This is a genomic window from Pseudomonas sp. SWRI81 (assembly GCF_014268545.1).
GTDB classification, from domain to species: domain Bacteria; phylum Pseudomonadota; class Gammaproteobacteria; order Pseudomonadales; family Pseudomonadaceae; genus Aquipseudomonas; species Aquipseudomonas hamedanensis.
Genome location: NZ_JABWQS010000027.1, coordinates 1 through 16058 on the forward strand (window position 1 = coordinate 1; position 16058 = coordinate 16058).

Annotated in this window: 16 protein-coding genes and 1 tRNA gene; 4 read left to right on the top strand and 13 right to left on the bottom strand. The window is 59.6% G+C overall.

Going from position 1 to position 16058, the window contains the following annotated elements; genetic code table 11:
- Positions 1-81: 81 nt before the first annotated feature.
- From HU765_RS17250 to HU765_RS17265, 4 genes are all read right to left on the bottom strand, one after another.
- Complete coding sequence (locus tag HU765_RS17250; RefSeq protein ID WP_186621889.1) at positions 82-1014, bottom strand: D-2-hydroxyacid dehydrogenase; 933 nt, start codon at positions 1012-1014, stop codon at positions 82-84.
- 105 nt (positions 1015-1119) lie between these two features.
- Positions 1120-1413: a YcgL domain-containing protein gene (locus tag HU765_RS17255; RefSeq protein ID WP_186548834.1), complete on the bottom strand. Its 294-nt coding sequence runs from the start codon at positions 1411-1413 to the stop codon at positions 1120-1122.
- A complete protein-coding gene (gene rnd, locus HU765_RS17260; RefSeq protein ID WP_186548836.1) occupies positions 1410-2543 on the bottom strand; it encodes a ribonuclease D in 1134 nt (377 codons plus the stop codon). Before rnd ends, HU765_RS17255 begins: the two co-directional genes overlap by 4 nt.
- Before the next feature lie 163 nt (positions 2544-2706).
- Positions 2707-4356: a phosphoethanolamine--lipid A transferase gene (locus HU765_RS17265; RefSeq protein ID WP_186621891.1), complete on the bottom strand. Its 1650-nt coding sequence runs from the start codon at positions 4354-4356 to the stop codon at positions 2707-2709.
- A 400-nt stretch (positions 4357-4756) separates the two neighbouring features.
- On the opposite strand from HU765_RS17265, the gene HU765_RS17270 reads away from it, so the two are divergent.
- Positions 4757-5941 carry a cyanate transporter gene (locus tag HU765_RS17270; RefSeq protein ID WP_186621893.1) on the top strand — a complete coding sequence of 395 codons (1185 nt, stop codon included), beginning with the start codon at positions 4757-4759 and terminating at the stop codon, positions 5939-5941.
- A gap of 185 nt (positions 5942-6126) precedes the next feature.
- Positions 6127-7062 carry a LysR family transcriptional regulator gene (locus tag HU765_RS17275; RefSeq protein ID WP_186621895.1) on the top strand — a complete coding sequence of 312 codons (936 nt, stop codon included), beginning with the start codon at positions 6127-6129 and terminating at the stop codon, positions 7060-7062.
- Between the two features lie 3 nt (positions 7063-7065).
- On the opposite strand, the gene HU765_RS17280 is transcribed toward HU765_RS17275, so the two are convergent.
- The 6 genes from HU765_RS17280 to HU765_RS17305 form a co-directional block, all read right to left on the bottom strand.
- Entirely contained in the window at positions 7066-7431 is a 366-nt protein-coding gene (locus HU765_RS17280; protein ID WP_186548844.1) for a 5-carboxymethyl-2-hydroxymuconate Delta-isomerase, read from the bottom strand.
- 226 nt (positions 7432-7657) lie between these two features.
- On the bottom strand, positions 7658-8578 hold the full coding sequence (locus HU765_RS17285) for a LysR substrate-binding domain-containing protein (RefSeq protein ID WP_186548845.1): 921 nt from the start codon (positions 8576-8578) through the stop codon (positions 7658-7660).
- Positions 8579-8664: 86 nt separating this feature from the next.
- On the bottom strand, positions 8665-10761 hold the full coding sequence (locus HU765_RS17290; protein ID WP_186621897.1) for a DUF6311 domain-containing protein: 2097 nt from the start codon (positions 10759-10761) through the stop codon (positions 8665-8667).
- Entirely contained in the window at positions 10758-11144 is a 387-nt protein-coding gene (locus HU765_RS17295; protein WP_186621900.1) for a GtrA family protein, read from the bottom strand. The genes HU765_RS17290 and HU765_RS17295 overlap by 4 nt, the downstream gene beginning before the upstream one ends.
- A complete protein-coding gene (locus HU765_RS17300) occupies positions 11141-11851 on the bottom strand; it encodes a class I SAM-dependent methyltransferase (RefSeq protein ID WP_186621902.1) in 711 nt (236 codons plus the stop codon). Before HU765_RS17300 ends, HU765_RS17295 begins: the two co-directional genes overlap by 4 nt.
- A 3-nt stretch (positions 11852-11854) precedes the next feature.
- Complete coding sequence (locus tag HU765_RS17305; RefSeq protein WP_186621904.1) at positions 11855-12820, bottom strand: glycosyltransferase family 2 protein; 966 nt, start codon at positions 12818-12820, stop codon at positions 11855-11857.
- Positions 12821-13097: 277 nt separating this feature from the next.
- On the opposite strand from HU765_RS17305, the gene HU765_RS17310 reads away from it, so the two are divergent.
- Positions 13098-13295, top strand: coding sequence for a DUF1508 domain-containing protein (locus HU765_RS17310; RefSeq protein WP_186621906.1), 198 nt, complete (start codon positions 13098-13100; stop codon positions 13293-13295).
- Positions 13296-13514: 219 nt separating this feature from the next.
- Positions 13515-14276, top strand: coding sequence for a hypothetical protein (locus tag HU765_RS17315; RefSeq protein ID WP_186548857.1), 762 nt, complete (start codon positions 13515-13517; stop codon positions 14274-14276).
- A 100-nt stretch (positions 14277-14376) separates the two neighbouring features.
- Here the strand turns inward: HU765_RS17315 and HU765_RS17320 are convergent.
- The 3 genes from HU765_RS17320 to HU765_RS17330 all read right to left on the bottom strand — a co-directional run bounded on the left by HU765_RS17320 (position 14377) and on the right by HU765_RS17330 (position 16053).
- A tRNA-Ser gene (locus tag HU765_RS17320) sits at positions 14377-14466 on the bottom strand.
- An 83-nt stretch (positions 14467-14549) separates the two neighbouring features.
- Positions 14550-15263, bottom strand: coding sequence for a phosphoribosylaminoimidazolesuccinocarboxamide synthase (gene purC / locus HU765_RS17325; protein WP_007963288.1), 714 nt, complete (start codon positions 15261-15263; stop codon positions 14550-14552).
- Positions 15264-15291: 28 nt separating this feature from the next.
- A complete protein-coding gene (locus HU765_RS17330) occupies positions 15292-16053 on the bottom strand; it encodes an MBL fold metallo-hydrolase (protein ID WP_186621907.1) in 762 nt (253 codons plus the stop codon).
- Between the last annotated feature and the right edge of the window lie 5 nt (positions 16054-16058).

Here is a 16058-nt window from a genome sequence, read left to right on the forward strand (position 1 = left end):
GGCGCAGGTTCAGTCGACATCAATGTTGCCTGAAGCACCGCTTTCGCGAGCAAGCCCGCTCCCACAGTGGATGGATGCGAATCAATATCCGCGGGTAAAATCCACTTCCCCGCGCAACGCCTCGCCCGCCTCATACGCCTTCAGGTTTTCGACAAACAATTGCACCATCAACGCCGGTGACGTCGGCGCCGAGCTGTGCCCGGTCAGCAGCAAGCCCCAGGCGGTCCAGAACGGATGGCGTTGTGGCAACGGCTCCTGACGGCAGACGTCGATCACCGCGCCCGCCAGGTGCCCTTCTTTCAACGCCTCGACCAGATCGGCATCGACCACGGCGACGCCGCGCCCGGCATTAATGAACAACCCGGTCGGCTTGAATTGCCTGAACAGCGCCGCGTCGTAGATATCGTGGGTGTGTTCGGTGTTGGGCAGCAGATTGACCACATAATCCACCTCGCCCACCAGTCGCGGCAGATCAGCCATCGAACCGACTTCGACAAACGGTGCCTGTTGCCGGGCACTGCTGGCGACGCCGTACAACTCGATGCCGAACGGCAACAGAAATTGCGCCACACTCTGGCCGATGTCGCCCGTGCCGACGATCAGCACTTTGCGCCCGGCCAGGCTCTGGCCGCTGCGGTTGTCCCACTTGCGCTCGACCTGGCTGACCAGTCGCGCGAGTACTTCGCGCTCGTGGCCGAGAATGTAAGTGAGGACGTACTCGGCCATGACCTGGCCGAAAATCCCCACCGCGCGGGTCAAGCGGTAATCGCGGCGCAAACCGTCGGCGAGCAGCGGCGTGATGCCGGCCCAGGTCGATTGCAGCCATTGCGGTTGATGGCCCTGACGCAACAGGGTGGCCAGCAGATCCGGCTGGCCCAGCCACACCGGGCTATCGGCGGCCTGACGGGCCAGTTCGGCGGAGTCGCCGCTGGTCAGGACTTCAACTTCAGGCAGTGCCTGACGCAGCAGCCGGGCGTATATCGCGTGGTCGTGTTCGGCAATCAGAACGCGCATCTTCAAACCTTTCGCAAACCGAGCAGACGGCCGCCAGACTCAGGGCGGCCATCGCGGTAAAAACAGTTCCAGGGTTAACCGAGGCCCAGAACAGGGCCTCGCTGATCAGACCGGGTCGTTGCGTCGCAGCAACTCTTCGGGCAAGTGCTCGATGTACTCGTCCTCTGCCGGTGGCATTTGCAGGTGGTAGCCCTGCTTGTCGAGGTTTTCCAGGACCACGACGATGTCCTCGCTGGCGAGTTTGCGCTCGGGCGACAGCACCAGGTCAAAAGCGTGTCTGGCTTTGCCGAAGGCCAGCATCAGCGCTTCGGGCACGCGCTCAAGCGCATCGCTTTTAAGCACATAAAGGTACATGCCGCTGCGCTTGGAGCTTTGGTAGATGGAGCAAATACGTTTCAAGGCTGTTCTCCGGCGGTGGCCAGGCTGTCGAGCAGCTTCTGACCCAGCAATTCGCGGCGCCAGCCACGCAGCGAATCGGGCAATTGGTAAGGACCCTCGGGATAGCCGCTTTTGACCAGGGCTTCGAGGGTTTTCTTGCGCAGCATCAGTTCCGGGGCGATGCCCAGGCGCTCGGCCTCGGCCTGACCCAATGCGCGCAGTTGTTTGATCAGTGCCGCCGCTTCGATCGGCAGAGGCTCCGGCACAGCAGGCGGCCATTGATCAGGCCCCACACTGCCAGAGCGCTTGATCAGATCAAGCAGAAACTGACCGTCCTGACGCACGGTACGCGGGTGCATGTCTTCGATCTTGCCCAGCGCCGCGAGATTATCCGGCTGCGTGCGGGCCAGGGGCCACAACGAATGTTCGCGGACGATACGGTTACGCGGCAAATCGCGAGCGCGGGCTTCGCGTTCACGCCAGGCGCACAGCTCACGCAGCACGGCCAGTTGCGCACGGGACAGTTTCCACGCCAGCTTGGCTTCGCGATAGACCTCGTACGGATCGGTTTCGCGACGCAGGTTGGCGACCAGTTCGGCGCCGTCCTCCAGTACCCAGGCGAACTTGTCGTCGGACAGTCTGGGACGCAGCTCGACGAACACTTCGGCCAGGTGCACGGCGTCTTCGGCGGCGTAGCTGATCTGCGTGTCAGACAGCGGACGCTGCAGCCAATCGGAGCGGGTCTCGCCCTTGGGCAGGTCGATGCCGAGCACTTCCTGCACCAGCCGCGAATAGCCCATCGAGAATCCGAGGTTCAGGTAAGCCGCGGCCAATTGCGTGTCGAACAACGGCGCCGGCAGGCTGCCGGTCAGGCGCAGCAGCACTTCGAGGTCTTCGCTGCAGGCGTGCAGCACTTTGAGCACTGCCGGGTTTTCCAGCAACGCGGCCAGCGGCTGCCAGGCATTGATGGTCAACGGATCGATCAGGTAGGCGCGTTTGCCGTCGCCGATCTGCAACAGGCCGGCAATCGGGTAGAAGGTGTCGACCCGCATGAATTCGGTGTCGAGGGCAACGAACGGCAGTTGCTGCCACTCGGCGCAAAACTGCGCGAGGCTTTCGTTGTCGCGAATCCAGTGAATATCGATAGCCACACGGCTCTCCCTTGAAGAATGGCGCGCAGTATATATCGCCACCGGCGATTTACGCGCCTGTGAAGGGCAAGAGCTGTAAGGAAATGTCTTGCCTGTCAGCAAGAATAGTCTGACAGCAAGAATGGAAAAGCCCGCTGCATCGACGTCACGGGCAGGAAATTCCTCACTCCGTGGCCAGCACGCCGTCGATCACCGCGCCCCGGCAACCGGCGAACAGGTCCAGATCCGGCTCGTATACCTTGCTGCGTACCTCCAGCAGGCCAAGCATGGAATGGAACAGGTTGTCCTGGCTCAGCGGTTTGTCGCGGCTCATCTGCAAACAGTGAGCGTCGACCGAATAGGCCTTTTGATAGCTGTCGGAGAACCACGCCAGCATCGCCACATGCTTTTGTTGCTCCGGCGCCAACATGTAAGGCGTACCGTGCAGGAACAGGTTGTATTCGCCCAGAGATTCGCCGTGATCCGACAGATACAACATGGCGGTATCGACCTTGTCCTGATTGCTGCGCAACACATCGATCAGGCTCGACAGCACATGATCGGTATACACCAGCGTGTTGTCGTAACCGTTGACGATACTGTCACGGCTGCAATTGTTCAGCGCGTTGCTTTCACACACCGGCGTGAAGTGTTCGTACTCCTTCGGATAACGCTTGAAGTATTCCGGGCCATGGCTGCCCATCTGATGCAGGACCAGGACGGTGTCCTTGTCCAGGTGATCGATAAAACTCTGTAGCCCTTGCAACAGGATTTCATCGCGGCATTCACTGTTGGCGCACAGCGCCGGATCTTTCAGATTGCTGACATCCTGGACCGTCACCCGATCGCAGGTGCCTTTGCAGCCGGACTGGTTATCGCGCCAGATCACGTCGATCCCGGCCCGCTGGAGAACATCAAGCAGGCCTTCTTCGTTCTTCGCCTTGCTCGCGTCGTAGTTCTTGCGCCCCATGTTGGAAAACATGCAGGGCACCGAAACGGCGGTTTCCGTGCCACACGAATGCACGTCGGTAAAAGCAATGAGCCCGGCTTCCTTTTCCAGTTGCGGCGTGGTGTCGCGGTGATAACCGAGAATGCCGAAGTTTTCCGCGCGGGCACTTTCACCCACCACCAGTACGGTCAGGGAGCGACGCGGTTGCAGCTTCACCTCGGGATTACGCTGGGCATCTTCACCGATTTTAACGAAGGGTTGCTGTGCCGAGACGACCTGCTCACGCAGGTAGCCAACGGACGCGCCAATGTAGTTGCTCGGCACCAACATCAAACGTATTTCGTGGTGATTGCGAAACAGTGAGGACAGGCCCTGATAGTTGGCGAGCGCGACACCCCCAATCACCGCTGCCGAGGCGACACTGACAATCACCTTACTTAACAGCTCTCGGTGCCAGCGGCGATAGTCGACCGGTACTTTCCATAATAACCAGGACGGTAAAACTCCGAGCAAGACAATATAAGCAAACAACTTTAACGAGAGCAGATCGCGCACTTCCGTCACATTGGTTTCGGCAAAGTTGCGAAACATGCCAGCATCGATCATGACGCCATATTGGCTCATGAAATATGCGACACCCGCGCTGACCAGAAAGATCGCGGTCAGCAGTGGTTTGAGCAGCGGTCGAACAGCCAGCACCGTCAGGACAAGGTTGAACGCGGCAAAGATCATCACCGAAAACGCCACGCGCAGGGCAATCCCTTTACCATCGGTGCCGGTGATGTCGGTCAGGTGCTGCCAGAGCACGAAATTGAAACCGAGCAACAGAAAGGCACTGGCGATCAACGTCACCCATTCCGGGCGCACGGCTTTTAACTTCAACATGATGAGTGACAGTTCCTGAAAGAAGAGTCTCGTTAATTGTGAAAATTTCATTCACCGAGGCATGACAAACTTTAGGCAGGCGCGGATCAATTTTTCGTGAAAAAGATGCCAATGATTAGTTGGAGCGAGGTAATAAAATGAAACTTTGCAACTATTTGAGAATGGTTCAGGTTTTATTCAGTTCAGGACCGTTCACAGTTCCTTGTAGGAGTGAGCCTGCTCGCGATAGCGGTGGTTCAGATAAGGTAGTGGTGACTGACCGACTGCTATCGCGAGCAAGCCCGCTCCTACATGGGGACGGTGTGTTATCGGATTCTTAGATACGGCTCGGCATTTTCTGATTTGCTTGCGCAAGCGCTCGCCGCGCCTAATCGTCGGCCTCCTGTTCAAAGGCCCGAAGATGGAAACCGTACGCACCACCGCCCGCCCCGCTGTCTGGCTGATGCTCGCGATCATGCTGGTCGCGCTCAATCTGCGTCCTTCGATGGCAGCGGTCGGGCCGTTACTCTCGGCGATTCGCGGCGACATTGCGTTGAGCTTTGGTCTCGCGTCGCTGCTGACCATGCTTCCGGTAATGGCTATGGGGCTGGCGATGTTTGTCGGCCTCGGCATCGCTCGGCGATTGGGCGAACAGCGAACGCTGTTGCTGTCATTGCTGATCATCGGCTTGGCAACCCTGTCGCGCCTGTTGGTCGACTCGGCCGCCGAGTTGATCGCCAGCGCGGTGCTGGCGGGTCTGGGCATCGCGCTGATTCAGGCGCTGATGCCGGCCTTGATCAAGTCGCGCTTCCCCGACAGCGTTGCGCTGTGCATGGGGTTGTATGTCACCTCGATCATGGGCGGCGCGGCGATTGCCGCCTCGTTCGCCCCGCTGGTGCTGGCGCACACCGGGCAATGGCGCAGCGGCCTGGCGATCTGGGCGGCGCTGGCCTTGCTCGCGCTGCTGTTCGTCTGGTCGCAACGCCACAACCTGACGTCGCCCACGGCGAAGGCGCCCCGCCAGGATGCCCTGTTCAGCAATGCCCGCGCCTGGCTGCTGGCAATCTTTTTCGGTCTCGGAACGGCGTCCTACACCTGTGTGCTGGCCTGGCTCGCGCCGTACTACGTGGAGAACGGCTGGAGCGAACAAAACGCCGGCCTGCTGTTGGGTTTTCTGACCGCCATGGAGGTAATTTCCGGCCTGGTAGTGCCCGCCATCGCCAATCGCAGCCGCGATCGACGCTGGGTGCTGGCAGCGCTGCTCGGCCTGATCATCGGCGGTTTCTGTGGCTTGATCCTCAGTCCGCAGTCCCTCAGCCTGCTGTGGCCGTGCCTGCTGGGCCTGGGCATCGGCGGCTTGTTTCCGATGAGCCTGATCGTCTCGCTCGACCACCTCGACGATCCGCAACGCGCCGGTGGCCTGACCGCGTTTGTGCAAGGCATCGGTTACCTGATTGCCGGCCTGTCGCCGCTACTGGCCGGACTGATCCGTGATCGATTGGGCAGTTTCGAATGGGCCTGGTGGTCGTTGACCCTGGTGATGGTGGTGATGCTGCTGATGACGCTGCGCTTCGATCCACGGCATTACCGGCGACACTTTCGCTGATCCGGCTGCAGGCCTCTGGCCATGTTTTAGCGCTTTGTTCGATGACGTCGTGTTACTAAAAGTTTCTGTCTCACAACTGTCCGTGAAATGTCCTACAGGGGTTTCTCCTGGCACCATCGTTCCGCTAGGATCGTTCGCACACGTTTGCGCGGTATCGGCGCAAGGAGCACAGCGAGACGGAACGGATGCTGAACAGTAACTTGCTTCGAAAGCTCGACATGCAGGACCTTATGGTGTTTATCGCCGTGTATGAGCAGAGCAGCGTCACCGATGTGTCGGAAACGCTGTTTGTCAGTCAGTCCACCGTCAGTTATTGCCTGAAAAAACTGCGCACCAGTTTCGAAGATGAACTGTTCATCAACACCCGCACCGGCATGCGCCCGACCTACAAGGCCAGCAGCATGTACGCCCATGTGCAGAAAATCCTCGAAAGTATCAACCTGTGCCACGCCGGGGCGCCGACATTTGACCCCACGCAACAGGCAGTCACCTTCAATATCTGCGCCCCGGAATACTTCGAGCAGTTGATCCTGCCGCGGTTGTTGAAGCGTTTCGACTTCGATGACTTGCCGGTGATGGTCAACGTGCACAAGTTTGAAACCGATGTGCCGGCGGATGAGTTGCGCGATGGCAGCCTCGATCTGGTGATCAGTTTCGGCCCTAACTTCCATCGTCACCACGCCGATCTGAAATCGCGCAGGCTGCTAGAAGATGATCTGGTCTGTGTCTTCGACAAACGCGCGACGCCGCTGGAACCACGCCTGAGCCTGCAAGCGTTCACCGAGCGTCGCCATGTGTTCCCGACGCCGTGGCTGTCGACCACCAACATGGTCGACGGCTGGCTGGCGCGGCAGGCGCAGAAACGCCAGATTGTTGCCCGCTCCAACAGTTACAGCGCCGCGTTGAAGATGATCACCGGCACTGACTTTATTCTCACCCTGCCGCGACGGATCCAGCGCTTGCTGACCAACGAGGCGGTGTTCAATCACTGCGAAGCGCCGAACGGCTTGCCGGGCTTTACCCTAGACATGCAGTGGAGCCAGAACGCCGATCAGGACAGCGCCAACGTCTGGCTGCGCGAGCAGGTGATCAAGGTGTGCAGCGAGCTGGAAGCGGCCTGAACCTCAAACGCCGATTGCGGTTTTGCTGTAGGACTCGCGATCGATGTCGACCAGTTCGACACACAGTTGCACTTCAAGTCCGGCCGGCCATTCGCAGAGGTCTTGCAACACGGCGAGCAGGCTTTGCGACAACTGTTTTTTGATCTGCGGCGAACGACCACTGAGCAGCGCCAGCTTCACGTGAATGAACGCGCGCTCGCCCATGGCCGTGCCCACCTTGAAGGTCTCGACCTTGACCGCGCGGCTCTTGATATCGAATTCCGCCCCGAACTGACCGGACCCCACCAACGTGTTATTGAGCCGGATCAACGCAACGTCGGCGTTCAACTGCGGCAGGTTGGCGGTGTATTCCATGTGCAGGTGTGGCATTGCAGATCTCCATTCAATGGGCAGAAAGGGTGTACATATAGCACAACGTTGTCCTGCTGTTTGCGACGGATTATTGCCGCGAGCCTGGCACCGTTCCTGTCGGAGTGCGCCCTGTGGCGAGGGGATTTATCCCCGTTGGGTCGCGCAGCGCCCCCAAAAAAATCGGGTCTGCTGCGCAGCCCAGCGGGGATAAATCCCCTCGCCACAGGACTCAGTCGTGTTGAATTCAGGACGCAATCAGCGGCCGTTCGCTCATAAAGGCTTCGAGGCGCGAACGCAGCCAGCGCTCGGCCGGGTCGCTGTCGACGTGACTGAGCCAGACCATCGACAGATCCAGCATGGGCGTCTTGAACGGAAACGACTCCTTGAACAGCAGCCCCGAAGCCGCCATCGCCGCGGCGGTGTAATCCGGCAGGCTGGCAATCAGGTCCGTGCCGGCCAGCAGCGCTGGCAATGCGCTGTATTGCGGCACCGACAACACCACCTGACGAGTTCGGCCCAGCTCTGCCAGCCACTCATCGGCGTAACCGCTGACGTTGGCCGTGTGGGAAACCAGCACATGCGGACGCGCACAATATTCATCGAGGGTCAGCGGGTGCTCGCTGGCGTCGGCACGCAGGATGCTCGGCTGGATGTGCCGCAGTAATTTGCGCTTGGCATTGGCCGGCAGGCCGCGGGTCTGGCTGATGCCGACGGTGATGTCACCGGCGGCGAGCAGGTCGGGAATTCGCCAGTAGTCGGCGTGCTGCACGACAAACACCACGTTCGGCGCCTCCTGACGCAACGCACGCAACAGCGGCGGCAGCAGGCCGAACTCGACGTCGTCGGAAAGGCCGATGCGAAAGGTCATGGTGCTGACGGCGGGGTCGAAATCACGGGTCAGGCTCAGCGCGACCGAGAGCGAATCCAGCGCGGGCTTGAGGTGGCGGTAGATATCTTCGGCACGAGCCGTCGGCTCCATGCGATGGCCCACGCGGATGAACAGCGGATCATTAAGCATGGTGCGCAAGCGGTTGAGCGCTGAGCTGATGGTCGGCTGACCGAGGAACAGTTTCTCGGCCGCCCGGGTCACGTTGCGCTCCAGCATCAAGGTCTCGAAAACCACCATCAGGTTGATGTCGGCCTTGCGTAGTTCATTGCGGTTCATCCAATGCCCCCTGCTCCCCGGAATAGCCGCAGTGTAGAAAGGCTGCCGGGCTGGCGTCCATTAACCTTTACGCGCCCCGCTCGCGCTCATTGCACGGTCAGGGTCTTGATACCGATGCCCATGACGCGCGCGTCATCGTTGGCCCCCAGACTGCGCGGGCTGGCGGCGTCCGGAAGCTGTATCTGGAGCCTCAGCGTAGCGTCCTGCGCCAGGGTTTGGCGGATCGCCGCGCTCAGGGGGATTTGCAGTCGATTGCCCTGAGCCTGGGTCAGGCGCGTCGACAGCACCTCAACGCCATCGATGCTGACGATGACCCGTTGACTGAGGCCAGGAGGCAAGGCGAATGCCAGCGCTTCGATGACGATCGCTTGCGTTTGCGGGGCTACGCGTAACGCAATGTGCGCCTCTGTCCCCTCGCTCCAGGTCCCCCAGGTCTCCGGAGCGCCCCAACCGCTGACCAATTGCCGACTCTTGCGATCGTACGTATGCACGAGTCCCGGACGGCTCAGCACAAGGGAGGAAATCGCGCGACCTTCATCAGCCATCGGCAGGCACCGCTCGCAGCGTTTCCAGCCCGGCGCGAGCACGACAAAATCGTCGACCCGGGTCAGCAAGTCGGTATCGCTGCGAAGGGTTTTGCTGGCGAGGTCGAGGGAGTCGTCGTCAAGGATGTACAGCGAGTCGGCCTCATACTGCCCGGACTCGAGACGACGCCGGGCCTCACGCTGGGCTTCGGCGAGTGCCGAAGGGCTCACCCGCCCCATGTACACCGCATCGGTTTTCAATCGATGCCGTCCGGCGAAATCAGCGATGACCTGCCAGCGCTCTGCCTGGTTCTGCGGCGCCAGCACGCGAATATTCCGGTAGTGAGCGGCAGCGCTGGCCCAAAACGGATCGCGCATCGGACTGGCCCAGGCGGCGCTCGGCGGCAGCATTTTTGCCGCGCGCAAACCGGCCCAGGCCAAGCGGGTGTCGAGCACTTGCGCGGTCAGCGCCATGGCCAGCAGGGCCATGGCAATGGCCGGCCGGTAGCCGCGGACCACCAGATAGATCAGCAACAGAACAATGCCGTAGAACACCGGCCAGAACATGCGCCCCGAAGCACGAAAAATACTCGCCAGGCCCTCGATGGTTTTGGGCAGCGGATAACTGAACGTGTGCAGGCCTACGCCGATCTGATTGGACAACGCAAACAGACTCAGCCCAAGCATCGCCAACAACAGCCATGGATAACTGCGCAGCAGCGCCTTGCCGTCGATGCGCGCGGAGAACAACGCCAACACCGCCAAGGGCAACAGCAGCAGCGCGCCGAGCCCCAGATAGTTGAAGCCCTCGTAGTCGCCGCCGGCCGTCTTGATGTCCGGTAAAAGGAGCGACCACCCATCGGCGTCGAACAATGCCAGCAGGTTCATCCGATACCAGCCGAAACCACCACCACCGGCGCCATCGACAATGCTGAAGTAACCCGCCTGCCAACAACACACGCTGACCAGCGCGAACAGACCGCCGAACTCGATCAGCCCCTGCCGTCGAGTCAATTTGGCGGCCGTGACTTTGCCCAACACATCGGCAACCCAGATCAGTGCGACCATCACCAACAAGTAAGCGTGCACCAGCGCTGTAGCCGACAGCAAGACGCCCCAGGCCAGACGCCGTCGCTGCAGGGACGGATGTAGCGCGAAGTACAGCGCGGCCAGAATCAGAAAATGCCCGGCCAGGGACAAATGCCCGCCGGTACGGACAAACATCGGAGGGGAAAATACCAACAGCCCTGCGCCCAATAGGCGAAGCAGCGGGTTTGCCGTCATCAGACCGAGCAGTTTCCAGGCGAACCAGGCTTGCAGGACAAAACAGGCCAGCAGCCAGATGCCGAAATACTGGAACGTCTCAGGCAACCAGTGGTTGAACGGTTTGAACAGCAGCGCCAATAACGGATTGGAGTCAGAAAAAATAATTGCGCTGCCCAATTCCATCCCATAGGAAGGATTGAGTCCAAGCGGGAACGTCCACGGTGAATGACGGAAAAATACCCACCCGAGATAATGCGTCGCCGGATCCCCTTCGGCGAGCCAGGCGATATTCTGCGGATCCAGTGCGCGCGGGCCGATCACCAGCAAAAATGCCAGCGCCCCCAATAACAACGGCAAAATCGCCAAGGCTGGAGACTTGTTCCATTCCTTCATCGGTACGTCCAGAAGTTGTGCAGGACAAACGTGAATGCCGGGATGGTCAGCGCCACGGCGCCAATGCCCAACCCGTAGTGGAGGCCGGCCACCTGCGCGGCCCAGGCGACAAACATCGCCAACACAAAACCACATGCCGACACGGCGAGGAAACGCCAGAGGGTGCGGCCCTGCAATCGGGCGGAAAAGCTCCAGGTGGTGTTGATCACATACGACACCACCGTTGCCACAACAAAGGCCACGCCGTTGGCGAGGGGCGGCAGCGCGACAATAAAATTGATGAACAGCACGGCCACCAGTGCATGCAGGGCGGTGACGAACAAGCCGGTCACCGCGAAACGCAGACCACGCTGGATCAGAGCTGACTTTTCACTCGATGTCACGGTTTCTGCGCCAGCACAAAAACGCTCAGACCGGCCAGACGATTCAGACTCAGCAACGGCAGCTCCACCCGGCAAAGCGTCTTCAGCGCCGCGTTCACCAACGGGTGATGGCGCTTGAGCTGCGAACGTGGCTCCGCTGCCTGCCGACCTTGCGGCAATAAGCGCAACGCCGCCGCCAAAGGAAACACCGCACCGAAATAATAGGCACCGCGCCGCACCGTCAGCCCGGCGTCACGGGCCAGTGTTTCGAATTGCGCCAGGGTGTAGCGACGCTTGTGCTCAAGGAAGTCATCGTGACCGCTCCACAGAAACTGGAACGCCGGCACGGTCATGAGAAAACGACTGCCCGACGGCACTTTGTCGACGTAAGCCTTGAGCAGACCGAGGTCATCATCGACATGCTCCAGCACGTCCATCAGCAGCACCAGGTCGGCGTCGATGGCATCGATCCCGCGACGGTAATGCACGGGTTTACCCGCGGTGGTAGCGCTGGAGTCGGCGGGATAACTGATGTCCACACACCACGCTTCCTGCGCATCGGTATGGGTCAGCAGATGGTGGGAGAAAAACCCCGACCCGGCACCGACATCAAGAATGCGCCTGATTGGCTGATCGCCCAGCAACCGTCGGGTGGCGGCGGCCTTGGAGCAGTAATACCAGTGCTCGTCGATGCTGTCGCCGAGGATGTCGGTTTCCTTGAGATCCATGTTTCAGTCCTTCGGGTCATAGACGCGACGCACCAGAAAAACCGGTCGGCGTTTGGATTCGATATACGTTCGGCCCAGGTATTCGCCGAGGATGCCAATACCGATCAATTGCAGGCCGCCGAGAAAGGTCACGGCAACCATCAGCGAGGCGTACCCCGGCATGTCGATTCCATGAATCAGCGTGCGCAGCACAATGAACATGGCAAAGGCAAAGGACACCAGCGACACCGCAGCGCCCACATAGGTCCAGATCCGCAGCGGTTCGGTGCTGAAACTGGTGATGCCTTCCAGCGCGAAGTTCCACAAGCGCCAGCCGTTGAACTTGCTGTGCCCCGCCACGCGCTCGGGGCGCTCGTAATCGACGTGAGTGGTGCGGAAGCCGACCCAGGCAAACAGGCCTTTCATGAAGCGTCGCGACTCGGGCAAGGTCAGCAGAGCATCGACCACGCAGCGGTCCATCAGACGAAAATCGCCGACGTTTTCGGGCAATGGCTGTTCGGCAATGCGGTTGTGCAGGCGATAGAACCAGTGCGCCGACGTCTGCTTGGCCCAGGTATCGCTGTGGCGGCTGATGCGATGGCCGAGTACGACTTCATAGCCCTCACGCCAGCGCTCGATCATCTGCAGGATGACTTCGGGCGGATCCTGCAGGTCGGCGTCGATCGGCACCACGACCTGCCCGGTCGCCATCTGCAAACCGGCGGACAACGCTGCTTCCTTGCCGAAGTTGCGACTCAAATCGACGATGCGCAGGCGCGAATCGCGGCGCTGATGCTCAAGCAAACGCTCAAGGGTGGCATCGGTGCTGCCGTCGTTGATAAACACCAATTCAAGATCAATCAGCGCTTGCGCCGCAAAGACCTGATCGATGCGCGCGAGAAACCGGTCGAGGCTGTCCTCCTCGTTAAAAACCGGGACAACCAGTGACAACGCCACCCGAGCGGCCTGCTGCGTTCCATGCTCAGTCAAAGGAGTGCTCTTTTTATAGTGTTTATCGGTCGCCGATCACTTGCCGACGCCATGAGCCGTCCCGTATTAAGCAGTAGCGTCCTCTCGGTTGCAAGCGTGGGACGGCGTCATATTGGCCAATCCAGAGGCCAATCCACGCGCTCTGGAATGCGCCCTTCAGAAACATTCGCGAACGATTGGAAACAAATCCCCGATAGCCAAAAAACCTCGCTCGGCTAGTCTTGCGTCGGTGCACCACACAGGCTGTTGCACCGACAAATCGCAGGGAGCGAACCGAATGTATTTCGAGATTTACCGACAATCCAGAGGCACCACAAGCACCGGCAAAGGCCAATGGCGCTGGCGCTGGCGGCTACGAGCAGGCAATCACGAGACTATCGCCAGCGGCGAATCTTATGTGAACAAGGCTGACTGTTTGCACGTGATCGGGTTGATCAAGGCTGTGCAGGGGGAGACGCCGATAAAGGAGATCTAAGCGCAACGTGCTGCCTATCCATGTAGGCAGCACTCAGATATCGCGTTCCGCACCCCGCCAGGTTTCCAATCGACCAAGATACGACTTTACCCAGACCGTTGCAGATGGATAATGGCTACCTGCCACAAATCACCGATCCCTGACGCCAGGGATTTCGTCTCATCGGCCCGACAGTCACCCTATGGATACATGATCAGGCTACGAAAGGAGCTCGTAACGTTGACCCTCCCCCAAGATCTTTCAGCGCCTGTTTCCCGGACACAGAAGCTCACTTCCCTTATAACGCGAGGCATGGCCGGGCTGGCTGTTTTACTCAGCGGCATGTGGGCACTGATCACCTACGCCGTGCCAGACCCGAGCGTCTTTGGCTTCAGCTTCATCAGTTGGAAAAATGTCGTCTTGCTCGTCAGCACCTTCATGTTTCTGGGCGCTGTGTCGATCGGATGGCAAATTCGCAATTTCACGCCCCTGATTAGAGGAAGCCTGCAGTTTCTGATCATTGCCGGTATTTCATTCGGTTTTTTTATTCTCGGCACGGAATACGCCAAGCCCTCATTCGAATTCGCGAAACTGCAGTCAAAAATCGTGGAGAACGAGGGTAGCAACCTGCTCGGCAAGCGAATGGAAGTCTTGGACAACGTCCGCATTGAGCTGGATGGCTGTGAAAATATCGGCCGGTTGCCAACGTGTACGTTCGAGCTGACGAACCTGAACGTCGATCGCAGTTTCCGCTTCGACGAAAGCACCCGCCTCTTCGACGAATCGGGTGGCCCGCTAAAGTTCGAATCAATTCGAGTCGGCCAGGTTGAAGACCGCGCGTGGCTGCGGTTCCAGCTGATCCGCAACGTTCCAACGCGGGTCACGCTGATCTTTCAACAAAGCAACAGCAAGCTGACCAAGGCTCCCGCCGTCAAGCTTGTATTCAACGACCTGAATGATGAGACCCTCACCCTCAAATTCAGCGAGATCGATCTGCGTTGATCGCTGTGGGCGCTGGCCTCGCCAGTGCCCGGTTGGCTGACGAGACAACGAATACGAAAAAGCCCCGTAGATTTTCATCTACGGGGCTTTTTCTATGTAATGGCGGAGAGATAGGGATTCGAACCCTAGGTACCGGTGAAGGTACAACGGATTTCGAATCCGTCCCATTCGGCCACTCTGGCATCTCTCCAACGGCGCGCATCATAACAACACTTCTACCGAAAGCAAACCCTCTTTCGAAAATTTCTTCGTGCTATCAGATGCTTGCGTCGATTAAAGCGGTACACCCAGACGATTGGCGACTTCTTCGTAGGCTTCGATGACGTCACCGAGGCCCTGGCGGAAGCGGTCCTTGTCCATTTTCTTCTTGGTGTCCTTGTCCCACAGACGGCAGCCGTCCGGGCTGAACTCGTCACCCAGGACGATGGAGCCGTCGCTGAATACGCCGAATTCAAGCTTGAAGTCGACCAGCAGCAGGCCGGCGTCGTCGAACAGTTTGCTCAGGACTTCGTTGACCTTGAGCGACAGTTCTTTCATGCGTGCCAATTGCTCGGCGGTGCCCCAGCCGAATGCCACGACGTGGGATTCGTTGATGAACGGGTCACCCTTGGCGTCGTCCTTGAGGAACAGTTCGAAGGTGTACGGATTGAGCTTCATGCCCTCCTCGACGCCCAGACGCTTGACCAGGCTGCCGGCGGCGTAGTTACGCACGACGCATTCAACCGGGATCATATCGAGCTTCTTCACCAGGCACTCGTTGTCGCCCAGCAGTTTGTCGAACTGGGTCGGAATGCCGGCCGCTTCGAGTTTCTGCATGATGAAGGCGTTGAACTTGTTGTTCACCATACCTTTGCGATCGAGCTGTTCGATGCGCTTGCCGTCGAACGCCGAGGTGTCGTTGCGAAACAGCAGGATCAAGCGGTCAGCGTCGTCGGTCTTGTAAACCGATTTGGCTTTGCCGCGGTAGAGTTCTTCACGTTTTTCCATGATGGGCTCCGCTTGCTAAGTAGGTGGGCTAGGCGATGTGGCGCCAGTCGAGCCCTGAATCTTGATCGGCCAGTTGCAGCCAGTCCGGGTCGCACCCGAGGGTGTCGACAAAACATTGCCGGGCCAGCTGCGGCAGGTTGTTCTTGCTGCTCAGATGGGCCAGGACCAGGTGTTGCAACCCCTGCCAGCCCAACTCGGCCACCAGGAATGCCGCCTGATGGTTGTTCAAATGTCCCAGCTCGCCGCCCACCCGCTGCTTGAGAAAGTACGGATAGTGCCCGCGCGCCAGCATGTCGCGACAATGGTTGGACTCGATCATCAACGCATCGAGATCCCGATAACCGTCCAGCACCCGCTCGCAGTAGGACCCCAGATCGGTCAGCAGGCCGAAGCGCCGCTGTTCATGATCGCTGAAGACATACTGGGTCGGTTCCTGCGCATCATGGGCCACGGCAATGACCCCGATGTTCAGTGCACCGATCTGCAGTTGCTCGCCGCCGGCCAGCAAGCCTGCGGGTTCAATCGGTTTGCGCATCCCGCGCAGTGTGCCGCGACTGAGGTAGACCGGCAGATTGTAGCGCCGAGACAGCAAACCCACGCCATGCACGTGGTCGGCATGTTCGTGGGTTACGAGTATCGCGCTCAGTTGCGCCGGGTTCACACCCAGGCGCAGCAGGCGTTTTTCGGTTTCCCGCAGGGAAAAACCACAATCCACCAGCACATACGTATCAGCACTGGCGATCAGCGTGCCGTTCCCTTGGCTACCGCTGCCGAGAACGGCAAAACGCATGGTCG